Annotated in this window: 16 protein-coding genes and 1 tRNA gene; 9 read left to right on the forward strand and 8 right to left on the reverse strand. The window is 35.9% G+C overall.

All coding sequences use genetic code 11. The features are described 5' to 3' along the window. Positions 1-7: 7 nt before the first annotated feature. Positions 8-445 carry a TPM domain-containing protein gene (locus tag ACFO7M_RS11485; protein WP_379735754.1) on the forward strand — a complete coding sequence of 146 codons (438 nt, stop codon included), beginning with the start codon at positions 8-10 and terminating at the stop codon, positions 443-445. Then, positions 445-1,200, forward strand: coding sequence for a TPM domain-containing protein (locus ACFO7M_RS11490; protein ID WP_379735756.1), 756 nt, complete (start codon positions 445-447; stop codon positions 1,198-1,200). Before ACFO7M_RS11485 ends, ACFO7M_RS11490 begins: the two co-directional genes overlap by 1 nt. A gap of 65 nt (positions 1,201-1,265) precedes the next feature. Here ACFO7M_RS11490 and ACFO7M_RS11495 read toward each other — a convergent pair whose 3' ends face one another. Beyond that, a complete protein-coding gene (locus tag ACFO7M_RS11495) occupies positions 1,266-2,054 on the reverse strand; it encodes an SDR family NAD(P)-dependent oxidoreductase (protein ID WP_379735758.1) in 789 nt (262 codons plus the stop codon). Between the two features lie 163 nt (positions 2,055-2,217). Here ACFO7M_RS11495 and ACFO7M_RS11500 point away from each other — a divergent pair, with 163 nt between their 5' ends. Next, positions 2,218-2,757 carry a hypothetical protein gene (locus ACFO7M_RS11500; RefSeq protein ID WP_379735760.1) on the forward strand — a complete coding sequence of 180 codons (540 nt, stop codon included), beginning with the start codon at positions 2,218-2,220 and terminating at the stop codon, positions 2,755-2,757. A 32-nt stretch (positions 2,758-2,789) separates the two neighbouring features. On the opposite strand, the gene der is transcribed toward ACFO7M_RS11500, so the two are convergent. The 3 genes from der to ACFO7M_RS11515 form a co-directional block, all read right to left on the reverse strand. After that, on the reverse strand, positions 2,790-4,100 hold the full coding sequence (gene der / locus ACFO7M_RS11505; protein ID WP_379716187.1) for a ribosome biogenesis GTPase Der: 1,311 nt from the start codon (positions 4,098-4,100) through the stop codon (positions 2,790-2,792). Positions 4,101-4,136: 36 nt separating this feature from the next. Next, positions 4,137-5,021, reverse strand: coding sequence for a GTPase Era (gene era, locus ACFO7M_RS11510; RefSeq protein ID WP_379716190.1), 885 nt, complete (start codon positions 5,019-5,021; stop codon positions 4,137-4,139). A gap of 62 nt (positions 5,022-5,083) precedes the next feature. Then, positions 5,084-5,156: transfer RNA gene (locus tag ACFO7M_RS11515), tRNA-Met, on the reverse strand. Between the two features lie 125 nt (positions 5,157-5,281). Between ACFO7M_RS11515 and ACFO7M_RS11520 the strand changes: the two genes are divergently transcribed. From ACFO7M_RS11520 to ACFO7M_RS11540, 5 genes are all read left to right on the forward strand, one after another. Further along, the gene (locus tag ACFO7M_RS11520; protein ID WP_379735762.1) at positions 5,282-5,710 is read left to right on the forward strand and encodes a MarR family winged helix-turn-helix transcriptional regulator; all 429 of its coding nucleotides are present in this window, start codon (positions 5,282-5,284) and stop codon (positions 5,708-5,710) included. A 138-nt stretch (positions 5,711-5,848) separates the two neighbouring features. Further along, complete coding sequence (locus ACFO7M_RS11525; protein ID WP_379735763.1) at positions 5,849-7,447, forward strand: S8 family peptidase; 1,599 nt, start codon at positions 5,849-5,851, stop codon at positions 7,445-7,447. Positions 7,448-7,588: 141 nt separating this feature from the next. Next, entirely contained in the window at positions 7,589-8,035 is a 447-nt protein-coding gene (locus ACFO7M_RS11530; RefSeq protein ID WP_379716199.1) for a KTSC domain-containing protein, read from the forward strand. A 103-nt stretch (positions 8,036-8,138) separates the two neighbouring features. Further along, complete coding sequence (locus tag ACFO7M_RS11535) at positions 8,139-8,621, forward strand: DUF1761 domain-containing protein (protein WP_379716202.1); 483 nt, start codon at positions 8,139-8,141, stop codon at positions 8,619-8,621. 63 nt (positions 8,622-8,684) lie between these two features. After that, entirely contained in the window at positions 8,685-9,830 is a 1,146-nt protein-coding gene (locus ACFO7M_RS11540) for a GNAT family N-acetyltransferase (RefSeq protein WP_379735765.1), read from the forward strand. Here the strand turns inward: ACFO7M_RS11540 and ACFO7M_RS11545 are convergent. Further along, positions 9,823-10,215: a DUF4345 domain-containing protein gene (locus ACFO7M_RS11545; RefSeq protein WP_379716208.1), complete on the reverse strand. Its 393-nt coding sequence runs from the start codon at positions 10,213-10,215 to the stop codon at positions 9,823-9,825. The two genes, ACFO7M_RS11540 and ACFO7M_RS11545, sit on opposite strands and share 8 nt — an antisense overlap. Before the next feature lie 16 nt (positions 10,216-10,231). Continuing rightward, entirely contained in the window at positions 10,232-12,139 is a 1,908-nt protein-coding gene (locus ACFO7M_RS11550) for an ABC-F family ATP-binding cassette domain-containing protein (protein WP_379735767.1), read from the reverse strand. A gap of 65 nt (positions 12,140-12,204) precedes the next feature. Here ACFO7M_RS11550 and ACFO7M_RS11555 point away from each other — a divergent pair, with 65 nt between their 5' ends. Continuing rightward, a complete protein-coding gene (locus ACFO7M_RS11555; RefSeq protein ID WP_379735768.1) occupies positions 12,205-12,591 on the forward strand; it encodes a DUF983 domain-containing protein in 387 nt (128 codons plus the stop codon). A gap of 362 nt (positions 12,592-12,953) precedes the next feature. Here the strand turns inward: ACFO7M_RS11555 and ACFO7M_RS11560 are convergent, their stop codons facing one another. Then, positions 12,954-14,006: an NAD(P)/FAD-dependent oxidoreductase gene (locus ACFO7M_RS11560; protein ID WP_379735769.1), complete on the reverse strand. Its 1,053-nt coding sequence runs from the start codon at positions 14,004-14,006 to the stop codon at positions 12,954-12,956. Between the two features lie 64 nt (positions 14,007-14,070). Continuing rightward, positions 14,071-15,066: a gliding motility protein GldN gene (gene gldN / locus ACFO7M_RS11565; RefSeq protein ID WP_379735771.1), complete on the reverse strand. Its 996-nt coding sequence runs from the start codon at positions 15,064-15,066 to the stop codon at positions 14,071-14,073. Between the last annotated feature and the right edge of the window lie 9 nt (positions 15,067-15,075).

The raw sequence follows: 15,075 nt of genomic DNA on the forward strand, positions 1-15,075 counted from the left end.
CAGTACAATGTCTAAAACCGAAGATTTCTTAACCAAAGCTGAAGAACAGGAAATAGTAAATGCTATTGTTCTAGCCGAGAAAAACACTTCAGGGGAAATTCGTGTACACATAGAAGAAAACAGCCAAAAACCTCCTCTCGAAAGAGCTCAGGAGGTTTTTCATCAGTTAAAAATGGACAATACCGAGTTGCGAAATGGCGTTTTAATCTATATCTGTATGCAAAGTAGATCATTGGCTGTCATCGGAGACAAAGGTATAAACGAAGCTGTAGAAAATGATTTTTGGGACTGTACAAAAGACCTGATTATTTCCAATTTCAAAGATGGCAAATACAAAGATGGCTTAGTGGCAGGAATTAACCGTGCCGGCGAACGTTTGAAAAAATATTTCCCATTTGAAGAAGGAGACACTAACGAATTACCCAACGAAATTTCAAGAGGATAATGAAAAAGCTTCTTTTATTTGCAGTTCTGTTTATTGGAATTGCAGCACAGGCACAACTTAAAATTCCTGAAAAGCCTTCATTTATCCCACCGATAATTGATAGTACACGAACTCTGGATGAATCACAAAAAAGTCAACTCTACCAAAAACTAAAAATCTATTCTGATAGTACTTCTACTGAAGTATTAGTGATGATGGTTCCCACAACCCAAGGAGAAGATGTGGCTCGTTACGCAACCGATTTGGGACAAAAATGGCAAATTGGTCAGAAAGGAAAAGACAATGGTATTGTAATCTTAATTGCGAAAGACGATCGAAAAATGACCATTCAAACCGGTTATGGCATTGAACATTTATTAACCGATGCACTTTCTCGAAGAATTATTGAACAAGAATTCAAACCCAATTTCAAAAACGGGGATTATTACAATGGAATAGATCAGGGAACAACGGCCATTTTCAAAGTAATGAAGGGTGAATACAAAGGAGAGCCCAAAAGCAAAGGCGGAAATATTTCCGGCATCTTCTTTTTCATCTTCATCGTTATTTTGGTATTGATAATTATATCCAAAAACAAAGGCAATCGTAATGGTGGCCATGGTGGCGGCTTGGATTTAGGAGACATCATCATCTTAAGCAGTCTTGGACGCGGAAGTGGAGGAAGCAGCTGGGGCGGATCATCAGGCGGAAGCGACTGGGGTGGTTTCGGTGGCGGAGGAAGCTTCGGTGGTGGTGGTGCTAGTGGCGACTGGTAGAAATCAACTTTATAAAAACAAAAATGCAGATAATTCATTCCCGAAAAATCTGCATTTTTTTTAATCTATCGCACCTTACTTCGAATTACAAAATAATGCAATAAGGTCGGAAAGAATCGCTTCATTAGTACACCAAGTGTTTCTTTTCCTCCTATATACGCTTCGAATTTACCTTTTTCAATAGCATGGATCATTTTTTTGACAAAAACATAAACAGGCATTCCGTTTTTTGTTGCCTCATCATCCGTAATTTGTTTTGAACCATCAGCCGTTAAAGCATTTTTAGCCACATTGGTTTGAATGAAACCCGGACAAATCATGGTCACATTCACTCCATCCTTCTGATGTTCCATCCGCATCACATCAAAAAAACCGTGTAAAGCATGCTTCGCCCCGCAATAGCCTGACCGGTAAGGCGAACCAAATTTCCCCATCAAACTGGTTACTACCGCAAAATGACCATACTTATTCTCTAAAAAATGAGGAAGTATAGCTTTTACTAAAGCTACGTTTCCTAGATAATCGATTTCGATCAATTTTTTATCTACACTAAAGTCGGTTTCAACAATTAAAGAACGTTGACTCACACCGCCATTCAAAATAAGCACGTCAATTTTCTCAAAAATAGCAATAGCTTTTTCAACATGCAGTTTAGCGTTATCGAAATCGGCCAAATCAAAAGGTAAAATTTCAACACTGCTATGACAAACAGATTTAACTTTCTCCAAAGCTTCACTATTCCGGGCTGATAAAATCAACTTGCAGTTTCTAGCAGACAATCCATAAGCCAAGCCTTCCCCTATTCCTGAGGACGCACCTGTTATCCATACAATTTTACCGTTCAGTGTATTCATTTTTTCTTTAAAAATAAAACAATTAGAACCATATCACCAAAAACAAGTAGAACAAAAAAGGGAAAAAAACCCTAATAAAAAGCGCTTAATTCCCCGATACTATTTTTCTTACGTAAACCATCTTTGCATCAGACAATTAGAAACACAAACAAACTAAAATACAATGAAAAAAATTCTATTAACGACAATGCTTTTACTAATTGGGGAATTAGTATGTGCACAAACGTATTCAGATCCAAAAGAAACCAACAAAAAAGAAGAAACAAAGCAATGGATGTGGTCACATTCCAATTTGGGAAGTGGCATCAACGTGGATTATTTTTTTGAAAAAGACAAAACGTATGAAATTACATTTTGGGTAAAAACAGCATCCAACATTAGCAAACCCAACAAAAAGGTTTTACAATCATCCATCACCTTAAGAACGGCAACAAACACAACCTTCAACAATCTTGATTATACGTTACCTAACTTCACTGAATTCAGCGAAGTGGTTTGGACACAGAAAGCGAATGAAAAATTCAATGAGTGGCAACAGAAAAAAATCTATTTCACGCCCGAATACAATAATATGCAATTGTGGTTTTACCCTTTAATGGTTGCAAAAGCGAATGACAACGGAGGCGCCAGAATAGAAATGGAAGTAGACAAAATAAGCATTAAGTCCATTGCAGATAAACAAATCAGTTTTTCTTCATTATAATGAAAAAGCAGCTATACAGCTGCTTTTTTTTATTATTTCTGTCTGAAGTATACGTCCATAGGAACGCCTTCAAAATCCCAATTTTCACGGATTTTATTTTCTATAAATCGCTTATACGGATCTTTAACATACTGAGGTAAATTAGCAAAGAACACAAACTGCGGAACCGGCGTTGGTAACTGCATACAATACTTAATCTTTATGTATTTTCCTTTCAAAGCTGGCGGAGGCATATGTTCGATGATATTTAACATGTGCTCATTGAATTTTGAAGTTGAAATACGTTGACTACGATTTTCATAAACTTTAACTGCCGTTTCTAATGCTTTCAGCAAACGTTGTTTTGTTAATGCCGAAACAAACAAAATTGGCACATCTGTAAAAGGCTCAATCTCTTTACGGATTTTCAATTCATAATCTCTAGTAGACATAGTATCTTTTTCTACCAAGTCCCACTTGTTCACTAAGATTACGATTCCTTTTCGGTTTTTTTCAGCCAACCAGAAAATACTCTGATCCTGACCTTCAAATCCGCGGGTAGCATCAATCATTAAGATACACACATCACTATGTTCAATAGCACGAACAGAACGCATTACCGAGTAAAATTCTAAATCTTCCTTCACCTTTGCTTTACGACGAATACCCGCCGTATCGACTAAGTTGAATTCAAAACCGAAACGATTGTATTTCGTATCAATAGCATCACGAGTTGTACCAGCAATATCGGTTACCACAAAACGATCTTCACCAATCAAAGCATTAATGAAAGATGATTTTCCAGCATTTGGACGTCCTACAACACAAAAGCGAGGCAACGGATTTTCCTCTTCAACTGCATCAGGCATTTCCGGCAAAACTTCCACTAATTTATCCAACAATTCTCCAGTACCGCTTCCGCTCATACCGGCAATTGTAAAATATTCTCCTAATCCTAAATTATAAAATTCGATAGCATCTTGTTCACGCTTTCCATTATCTACTTTGTTCACTGCAAGAAGTACCGGTTTGGTCACTTTACGAAGCAACTTCGCCACTTCTTCATCCATTGGAGTAACACCTTCTTCTACATCCACTACAAAGATGATTGCATCGGCCTCATCAATTGCCAATTCAACCTGCTTACGGATTTCTCCTTCGAAAATATCGTCAGAACCTTTAATATATCCACCAGTATCAATTACTGAAAATTCTTTTCCATTCCACTCGCTCTTACCATAGTTACGGTCACGGGTTACCCCCGAAACAGAATCTACGATAGCTTCTCGACGTTGAATCAATCGATTAAAAAATGTCGACTTTCCAACATTAGGTCTTCCTACAATGGCTACGATATTGTTCATCCTTAATTTCTGTTATTTTTTTTGCAAAAGTACGTTTTATTTCTGATTGTATCCGAATCGTTTTAATTGGTACGCATTGTTTCTCCAATCCTTATTCACTTTCACATACATTTCAATATGAATTTGTTTACCGAAGAATTTCTCTAAATCCTGGCGCGCTTCAATTCCTACTCTTTTAATTGCCGATCCTTTATGACCGATGATAATTCCTTTTTGAGTTTCACGCTCTACCATGATAACGGCACGGATTCGAATAATATCTTCATCCTCGATAAACTCTTCCGTTTCTATTTCCACTGCATACGGAATTTCTTTTTCATAATGTAATAAGATTTTCTCACGAATGGTTTCATTCACAAAGAAACGTTCCGGCTTATCTGTCAAAGCATCTTTAGGATAAAAAGCAGGAGATTCTGGTAACAATTCTAAAATACGATCAAAAACGGTCTGCACATTAAAATTTTCTAACGCCGAAATTGGGAAAATTTCCGCATTCGGAACTTTTTCTTTCCAAAGTGCAACCTGTTCTTCCAATTGCTCCTGATTTGACTTATCAATCTTATTCAACAACAATAAAACAGGAATTTTGGAATGAATGATTTTGTTGAAGAAGGCTTCATCTTTCAATTCTTTCTCACCAATTTCAACCATATAAATCAACACATCCGCATCTTCAAACGCCGATTTCACAAAATCCATCATAGAACTTTGTAATTCATAAGCCGGCTTGATAATTCCGGGCGTATCTGAAAACAAAACCTGAAAATCATCGCCATTCACAATCCCCAAAATTCGGTGACGTGTCGTTTGTGCTTTTGAGGTGATAATCGAAAGACGTTCCCCTACTAAGGCATTCATCAATGTCGATTTACCAACGTTAGGATTTCCGATAATGTTTACAAAACCTGCTTTGTGTGTCATATATTGTCGAATAAAAAAACCGAAAACTCCTGTTTTGGTGTTTTCGGTTTATTTGGTTTTAGTAGCGGGAACAGGACTCGAACCTGTGACCTTCGGGTTATGAGCCCGACGAGCTGCCTACTGCTCTATCCCGCGTTGTTTCGAGTGCAAATATACAACCATTATTCACAAATACAAGCTAATTTTAAAAAAATAATAATTTTATTTTTTAAGCATCTTATTTTCAGGTTTTATACATTTGAAAAATAGGAAAAATTACAATGGAAAAACTTAACGATATTATATTTTACAACATAGATAAGGCGATAAAAACCTACAGAATGTTTGCCATGAAGAAAATTCGTGAAAGTGGATACAAAATCACCACCGATCAATGGCTTATTATTAAATCTATATTGGAAAACCCGAAAATAACCCAACAAGAACTGGCAAAGAATGTTTTTAAAGACAATGCATCAGTAACACGTATTATCGAACTTATGGTAAAGTCCCATTACTTAAACCGTAAAGTTGACGCAAATGATAGGAGAAAATCGATACTCTCCGTTACAAAAGAAGGAAAAGACATCATCGAGAAAGTTCAAAGTATCATTCTTGAAAACAGAAAAGAAGCACTTGAAGGTATTTCTAAAGACGAATTGAACACTATGGATATAGTCCTACAAAAAATTATCAAAAACTGTTCTTAACCTAAATTAAACGTTAATTTTTTGCTAAAATACTCTAAAACAGTAACAATACAACACAAGCGAATACTTATCTTTAGATATTTATTTGATATATCAAGTTTCAATCAATCGATCAATTACAAAATCTAATTTGAAAAAATGAAGAACAGAAATTTAATGTGTCTGTATGTTGCTTTAGCATTGTCAACAACAGTATTCGCTCAAGGACCAAATCCAAATGTTCCAAAAAAACAAAAGTTAACTGAAAATCAATTAAAACGTTGGAGCCATTTGGATTTGGAAAAAGACAGTATTCCCGGAATGAGTATAGATCGCGTATATAGCGAATTACTGAATGGAAAAAAAGGGAATAAAATTATTGTAGGTGTGGTAGATTCTGGTGTTGATATTGACCACGAAGATCTAAAATCTGTCATCTGGACAAATAAAAAGGAAATTCCAGGTAACGGCATTGATGATGATAAAAACGGATACGTAGATGATATTCACGGTTGGAATTTTTTAGGAAACATTGAAAATGAAAACCTTGAATTAACACGTCTTCTAAAAAAAGGCGATGATGGCTCACAAGCTTATAAAGAGGCAAAAGCGGTATACGACAAAAAAATGGAAACACTTTTGGCCAATAAAAAACAAGTGGATGCCATTTTTGATGCCAATAAAGCCATAAGTACCTATCTTAAAAAGGAAGATTTTACTATCGATGAAGTAAAAGCAATAGTAACCGAAGATGCCGAATTAAAGAAAAGTATCGAAGTCCTTACAAAAATTGGCAAAGCCGGACCGGCATTCATGACAAACGTAAATAAATTCAAAACACAAGTTTACAATCAATTAAACTTCAATTACAATCTGGAGTACGATGCACGTAAATTGGTTGGCGACAATCCGAACGACATTAACGATAAAACCTACGGAAACAATATTGTGTACGGACCTACCAAAGAAGGCGCAATACACGGAACTCACGTCGCTGGAATTATAGCACAATCGCGCAACAATAACTTAGGCGGTGATGGCGTAGCGGATAACGTAGAAATCATGTCAGTTCGAGCAGTACCTCATGGAGACGAATACGATAAAGATGTTGCTTTGGCAATTAAATATGCAGTAGATAATGGTGCTAAAGTAATCAACGCCAGTTTTGGAAAAGACTACTCACCTAATAAACAATGGGTTTACGACGCCATCAAATATGCCGAAAGCAAAGATGTATTGATCATCCATGCTGCTGGTAACGATTCGAAAGATATCGACATAGAACCGAATTTCCCTAATGATTCTGATGACAAGAAAACCGAATTTGCTGATAATGTAATCACCGTAGGTGCTTTAAATTTTGAAAACGGCAAAAAAATCGTTGCCAACTTTTCTAATTATGGAAAACTAAATGTTGATGTTTATGCTCCAGGCGTAAAAATATATGCCACTACACCCAACAGCGAATACCAATATTTACAAGGTACGTCGATGGCATCGCCAAATGTTGCAGGAGTAGCAGCAATGATTCGTTCGTACTATCCAAATTTGTCTGCAAAAGAAATCAAAGGTATCATTATCAATAGTGGAACAACAATTTCGGAAGATGTAGTGGTTGGAGGCGATGCGAAAGACATCCGCCCCTTTAATTCTCTTTCAAAATCTGGAAAAATTGTAAACGGATTTACCGCAATGACTTTGGCTGAAAAAATGAGTAAAGACAAAATGAAAAACGCTAAAAAAGGGAAAGAAAAGTAGACTGTTAAAAGTAAACACCATATAAAAAACAACTATTTTTCATATAAAAACAAAATAGTACGCAATTATCTAATTGATTTCTATACTTTTGCACCGCGAAAAAATAATCCTCTAAATCAGGCTTATTACTATTTTAAATTTATGAAAAGAGTTGTTGAGTACAGAAAATTACTTGAGGTTGACAAAAATGTTACGTTAAAAGAGCTGAAAACGATTTACAGAAACAGTATGAAAGAAACTCATCCTGATAAGTTTGTAAACGACGAAGAAGGAAAACATGCTGCTGAGGAAAAAAGTAAAGCCATTATTAGTGCTTACCATTTCTTAGTGAGTATTGCTCCTGAAACTCTTGAAAAAAACCTACCGGAATACCAAGAAACCATCAATGGTTCAACAATCTTGGATTTCTACTTGGAAAAACAGACTTTACATGTTACCTATTTAAACGGAGTATCATACGAATACATTGGTGTTCCTAAAAATGTATACATAAAAATGATCAATGCAGAATCGCCTAACCGTTTTGCAAAACGTCATATTTACGGTAATTACATCTACAGAAAATCGGGAGAAATGGTTGAAGCATAACCTTTTCCAACAAAAAATAACCAAAGGCTTTCAGTAAATGAAAGCCTTTTTTATTTAAATATTTCCTTATATTTGAGTAACTAACTTTAAAAAACTAAAAACTATGCCTTTCAACATTTATGCCGTTTTAGTATCTTCATTAGTCACTTTACTAGTTGGATTCCTATGGTACAACCCTAAAGTTTTCGGAACTGCCTGGATGAAAGAAACTGGAATGACCGAAGAAAAAGCACAACAAGGAAATATGGCGAAAATCTTCGGATTAACCATTTTTTACTCTTTGTTAATAGCGTTTATAATGCCTGCACTTACCGTGCATCAAATGGGCGCATTAGGAATGATTGGTGGCGACCCATCGATTGCTAAACCTTCATATGCAGCATTTCTAGCTGATTATGGCGATAAATTCCGAACTTTCAAACACGGAGCATTACATGGTTTTATGTCTGGCTTATTTTTAGCATTGCCAATTACAGCAATTAACGCACTTTTTGAACAAAAATCATGGAAATACATCCTAATCAACGCAGGTTTCTGGATCGTTTCTTTAACCATTATCGGTGCAATTGTGTGTGGCTGGAAATAATATTTTTCTTAACATTTATTTATAATAACATCGCTCTACATTTGTGGAGCGATTTTTTTGATTTTGAATTCAATATCTTTTACCATCTATACCGCCATTAAGGATTTGCCTGCTTCTTGGGATCAAGTAGCAAAAAGCAATGCCTTTTTACAAACTCCATATCTAAAGGTTTTGGAAGAATCGGCACCAACTAACATGCAGTGCTTTTACATCGGTATTTTCGAAGAAAAAGAACTCATCGGTGTTGCTCTAGCCCAATATCTTAATGTACACAAATTAGAATCCTTTGGAGAAAGAGACAAATGCATCAAAACCGCCATCCGTAACTTTGTATTCAAAAATTTCGCTTCCCATGTTTTATTCCTAGGCAACAACATGATTACTGGCCAAAATGGCTATGCATTCAACAAACCTATGGAATTCAAACACATCAGCGAAGTTTTATTGCAATGCTCGGAAGACATTATCTCCTACTTCAAAAAGAAAAAAATCACTATCCATATAGTTTCGTTCAAAGATTTCTACGAACATTGTTCGGATGAATTGAAAAGATACGGTTTCGGAAAAATGTACGACTTTAACGTACAACCCAATATGGTTTTTGAATTGAATCCGGAATGGAAAACAGAAGCCGATTACGTTGCGGCCTTCTCTAAAAAATACAGAGACCAATTCAAACGTTCGCATAAGAAATACGAAGGCATAGAAACCCGTGAATTGAGCTATGATGAAATTGTAGCACACGAAGATCGCATATACGAGCTCTATCATTATGTAGCCAAAAACGCTCCATTCAATACCTTCTTTTTAGCTAAGAATCATTTCTCAACATTCAAAAAACAACTCCAGGAACAATTACGCTTATGCGGACATTTCCTGGATGGTAAATTAGTGGGTTTTCACACTATTCTCTTAAACGGCGAAACATTGGAAACCTATTTTCTGGGTTATGATGAACACGTCCAAAAAGAAAAAATGCTGTACTTAAACATGTTGTACCACATGACTAAATTCGGTATCGAAAACGGATGTAAAGAAATTATTTTCGGAAGAACGGCATTGGAAATCAAAAGTTCCATCGGAGCGAAACCGGTACTGATGTCCGGATTTATATTCCACACCAACAAACTCATCAACAAACATATTGACAAAATATTCAAAAGGCTAGAACCAAGCGTTGAATGGCAACAGAGACACCCGTTTAAGTAATTTCTTTGTTTTGATGGTACTGATAAATATACACTCCATAAAAACCTAAAATCAACTCTCCAAACACCCCAAGCAGAAGCAATGCAGATGGAATTCCGTCGAAAAGCATACTTACAATCCTGCCAAATGCCAATCCGAACATGAATATAAAATTGGAAACCGTTGCGATTTTCCAAAACTTTCGCTTACTAATACCCATTACCCAAAGGATAGCAAAAGCAATATAAATTCCCATTATTGCTTTCAAGATGTTTTGTTCATCGACTGTATTTACGGTAAGCTTAAAGAAAACTTCCGGTGCAAAACCATAAATCAATGAAATGGGAAACACTACGAAAGAAGAGATAATCAAATGGGTATTTCGTATCGCATCGCTTCTTTTCATAGCTTAAATTTAAGAACTACAAGTTATCAATTTCCAACTGAACTGCTTCCCAATCTTCCAACAATTTTTCCAACTCCAACTTTTTCTTTTCATACGCTGCAAAAAAACTGGCATTTTCAACATGTTTATCATAATTGGATGCCAACTCTTTATCATCGTGTTGAATGTCTTTTTCCAACTGTTGAATCTGACTTTCTATTTTAGACAATCTGTTTTGTAATGATTTTTGTGCTTTTTGCTCTTCGTACGATAAATTTTTCGCTTGTTTCGGTTCTTCTTTAACCACAACATCTTTCTTCTCCACTTCGCGGAAATTATCCACATTGCGTTGTTCCAAGAAGAAGTTGATATCTCCCAAATACTCTTTGATTTTCTGATCCTTGAACTCATACACGGTATTGGCCATACCTTGCAAGAAGTCACGATCATGCGACACTAAAAGCAATGTTCCTTCAAACTTCTGCAAAGCCGCTTTCAACACATTTTTCGATTTAATATCCAAGTGATTGGTAGGCTCATCCATCAACAACACGTTAATCGGTTGCAACAATAGTTTACACAAAGCCAAACGATTTCTTTCTCCTCCGGATAACACTTTGACTTTCTTCTCCACATCATCACCTCTAAACAAGAAAGCTCCTAACATATCACGTACTTTCGAACGATTCGTATCGGTTGCTGCTTCTAACATAGTATCGAGCAATGTTTTCTCTCCGTCTAAATATTCGGCTTGATTTTGGGCAAAATAACCCAACTGTACATTATGTCCTAACTTAATACTTCCGTCGTATTGAAATTCATTGACAATCGCTTTGATAAAAGTAGATTTCCCTTGTCCGTTCTGACCTACGAAAGCAATTTTACTACCGCGTTCCACTAAAAGTGAAATGTCTTTCAAAATTACTTTCTGATCATAGGCTTTGGTCACATGCTCCGCTTCTACCACTACTCTTCCCGGAGTAACCGAAACCGGAAACGTGATACTCATCACCGAATTATCGTCCTCATCCACTTCAATGCGTTCTACTTTGTCCAACTTTTTAATCAAGGACTGCGCCATCGATGCTTTTGAAGCTTTCGCACGGAATTTTTCAATTAACTTTTCGGTTTCTTCAATTTTTTTCTGTTGATTCTTTTGGGTAGCCAATTGCTTTTCACGTATTTCTTCACGCAAAACCAAATACTGTGAATACGGTTTATTGAAGTCATAAGCTTTACCCAAAGAGATTTCAATCGTTCTATTCGTTACATTATCCAAAAACATTTTGTCGTGTGAAACTATCACCACGACGCCAGGGAACGATTTTAAGAAACTTTCCAACCAAATGATACTCTCAATATCCAAGTGATTGGTTGGCTCATCCAGAAGCAAGATATCGTTAGACTGTAACAATAGCTTAGCCAATTCGATACGCATACGCCATCCACCCGAAAAAGTATCGGTCTGGTTATTGAAATCTTCACGTTTAAATCCAAGTCCGGTAAGAATTTTTTCGGTGTCACCCACATAATTGTAGCCGCCCAATATCTCATAATGATGTTGTACATCACTCAATTGTTCAATCAACTCAGAATAGGCTTCACTTTCATAATCGATTCTTGTCGCCAATTGATGGTTGATGTCATCCATTTTCAATTCTGCTCTTTTGATTTCCTCAAAGGCCTGATAAGCTTCTTCCAAGACTGTTCGCCCTTTAACAAAATCAATATCCTGACGAAGAAATCCGATTTTAACTTCTTTCTCGGTAGCAATACTTCCAGAATCCGGTTTCACATCGCCTGCCAATATTTTTAGCATTGTCGATTTTCCAGCTCCATTTTTTCCAACAAGACCTACTCTGTCGCCAGATCCTAAACGAAAAGTTACTTCTTCAAACAGATACGTTCCGCCAAAGGAAACCGATAAATTGTGAATATTTAGCATAATTTGTGACTTGGATTACAAAGGTAGATTTCGAAATTGAGTACCTTTGGATAAATTTTTTGCAAATGTTAAAAAAAGGATCCAAACTAAATAGTATTTTAACAGGAAGTTGTCCCAAATGCCAGGAGGAAAGTATGTATAAAGGTAAAAACTTATACAATCCTGAATATACCATCAAAATGAATGAGGTTTGCAGTCATTGTGGAACAAGATACAAAATCGAACCTTCTTTCTTCTATGGCTCGATGTATGTTAGTTACGCATTGGGTGTCGCCCTAGGTGTAGCTGCTTTTGTGATCTTCTTTTTTCTATTGAAAACCAACCTAAAAACCGCGTTTATTGGTATAACCGCTACTTTGATAATTTTAATGCCTTTTATCATGCGTATCTCTCGAAATATTTGGATTAATTTCTTTATTAGCTACGATAAAAATTGGAAGGATAACAAATAAATTGCACCCTCAACTATTGAAAAGTAAATAGCAAGTATTGCAAAGCCTCTATAAACTATTGCAGAAGGAATAACACTTATTGCAAAGCCAACAGAATAGCTTGCAAAGCCTCAACAATCTATTGCATAAGGAATAACATTTATTGCAAAGCCAACGGAATAGCTTGCAAAGCCTCTACAAACTATTGCAGAAGGAATAACACTTATTGCAAAGCCAAAAGAATAGCTTGCAAAGCCTCTATAAACTATTGCAAAAGGAATAACATTTATTGCAAAGCCAACAGCATCGGTTGGAAAAGTTCCCTTACACTATTACTAAACGAATTACAAAGGATAAAACCCAACAGTCAACAAAATAATAATCTAAGCTTTCTTCTTTTTATCAAAACGCTGAATATCGATTTGGGGATCTAAAGGCAACCCTTCTTCGCAATTTTCAAATAAAGCTTTCGCCAACCAAGGACCAAGCATAACGCCTCGCGTCCCAAGTCCATTTAATAAATGTAAACACGAATGTTCTTTATGAGTACCAACTAAAGGTCTACGGTCTTTCACTGTGGGGCGTACACCCGCAAAATGCTCTACAACCTCAAAGTCACAGTCAATAAGTTCCTTTAAATTTTCGATCAACTCTTGCTTACCTTCCTCCGTTGGTGTATTGGTTTTATCTTCCCAATTATAAGTGGCACCAACTTTAAATAAATCATTACCTATGGGCAGTATAAAAATACTTGATTTTAAGACCACATCAAGATTCAAATCAGGCGCTTTTATAATAAGCAACTCACCTTTCGTTCCATCGAGTGGAAAATTAGAAAAGAAAGGATTATTTTGCATACCGAAACCTTCAGCAAAAACAACATGCTTTGCTTCAACACCTTTATATCGAATATGGTTGTCTACAAAATCAATTGCATCATGATCAAAGGATTCATTTCGAAACACACCTTCCGAAGACAAGTACTTGATGTATGAGTCTAACAATACCGAAGTATCCACATAACCGGTATACAAGACTTCTCCAAAGCCAAATTCAGAACGAATCGACTGGTACTGCTTATGCACAATTGAAGTGGATAGGAAAGGGGCTAAAGAAGGTTTATCAGCTGCCTGAAACCAATTGTTCTGCTCTTCAACAGAAGCAAACTTTCTATAAATAGGAATTTTATAATCAAACTCAGTGTTAATCCGTTCAGCTATTCTCGCATAAAATGGCAATCCGAAATCCAATTGTTCTTTCGCCATCCACACCTGACTGAATCGTTTTAATATAACAGGATTATACAATCCTCCTGCTATTTTTGAAGAGGAAGTTGAATAATCATCAAAAACGAGAAAAGACTTTTGATGTTGCAAACACAATTCTGCAAAAGAAATTCCGGCAATACCCGAACCAACAATGATATAATCTAACATGGTACAAAAATAAAAAACTCTCACAATAAGTGAGAGTTTTTTATGTAATTGGAGAAATTAACAATTAGTAATTCCACATATCTTGCTCAAAATTACGAATCTTGTCTTTAACTCTTTCTGATTCAATTAACTGCATCAAAGAGTTATCTTTCATGTATTCAGAAATCTCTCTATCGTTATATACGTTTTCTTCTTTGTAAGTCAACGCATTGAAACGACGTGAGTTTAACAAATGATCATAAGAGATTGGCATTGAAGAGTTTTTATCATTGAATGCTTTCCACTCATGCAATACTTCACGTGCACCTGGATAAAATACCCAGAATAATTCAATATAATCCTTTTCTTCTTCTGTTTTACCCATTGTATAAACGTCTGGAATAACAGGGCAAATTCCTAAAATTCTGTAACGTAAATCCGATTGTCTTTTATCGAAATACCATAATCCAACAATTTTATAGTCAGATACGTCAATCGAAGCTAAATCAGTTTTATTGATATACTCAGGAGAGATAAATTTAGAAGCTGGGATTGTTTTAGTTTCAACACCAACTTTTTTCTTTTTCTTACCTGTTCCTTCATATTTAGGAACTTCAACTGTTCTTGTGCGGTAAGCATCAATATCAGTATTCATTTCCTCTCTACCCGCATCGGTTGTATCAATTTTAGTCAATGAAGCATTAATATCTTTTAAAGTTTTCTTTTCTCTGAAATAACTATCTGAATACACTTCAGTAATTTTTCCAGATTTAATTCCTTTAACCAAGACATCATACAAAGAACGACGATCAGCACCAATACTTACAGTATCAATTGGGTAATATAATGGGAAGTTGATTCTTTCATCAAGGTCAATGATTTCCCAAACTTTCTTAGACATTAAGATATCACGGTCATCAATATAACCGTAATCTAAAGGTTTGTCATTATCTTTTAACTGCTGCGCAGCAGACTTTAAACCGATTTCAGCCGGCGTCTTTGCGTTCAACAAGTTAGATTGCGCAACAGTTGTTGCACTACCAGCAAGAAAAACAACTAATAATAAATTTCTCCAATTCATAATTTTTAT

The organism is Flavobacterium sp. GCM10023249, from assembly GCF_042653365.1.
Taxonomy (GTDB): domain Bacteria; phylum Bacteroidota; class Bacteroidia; order Flavobacteriales; family Flavobacteriaceae; genus Flavobacterium.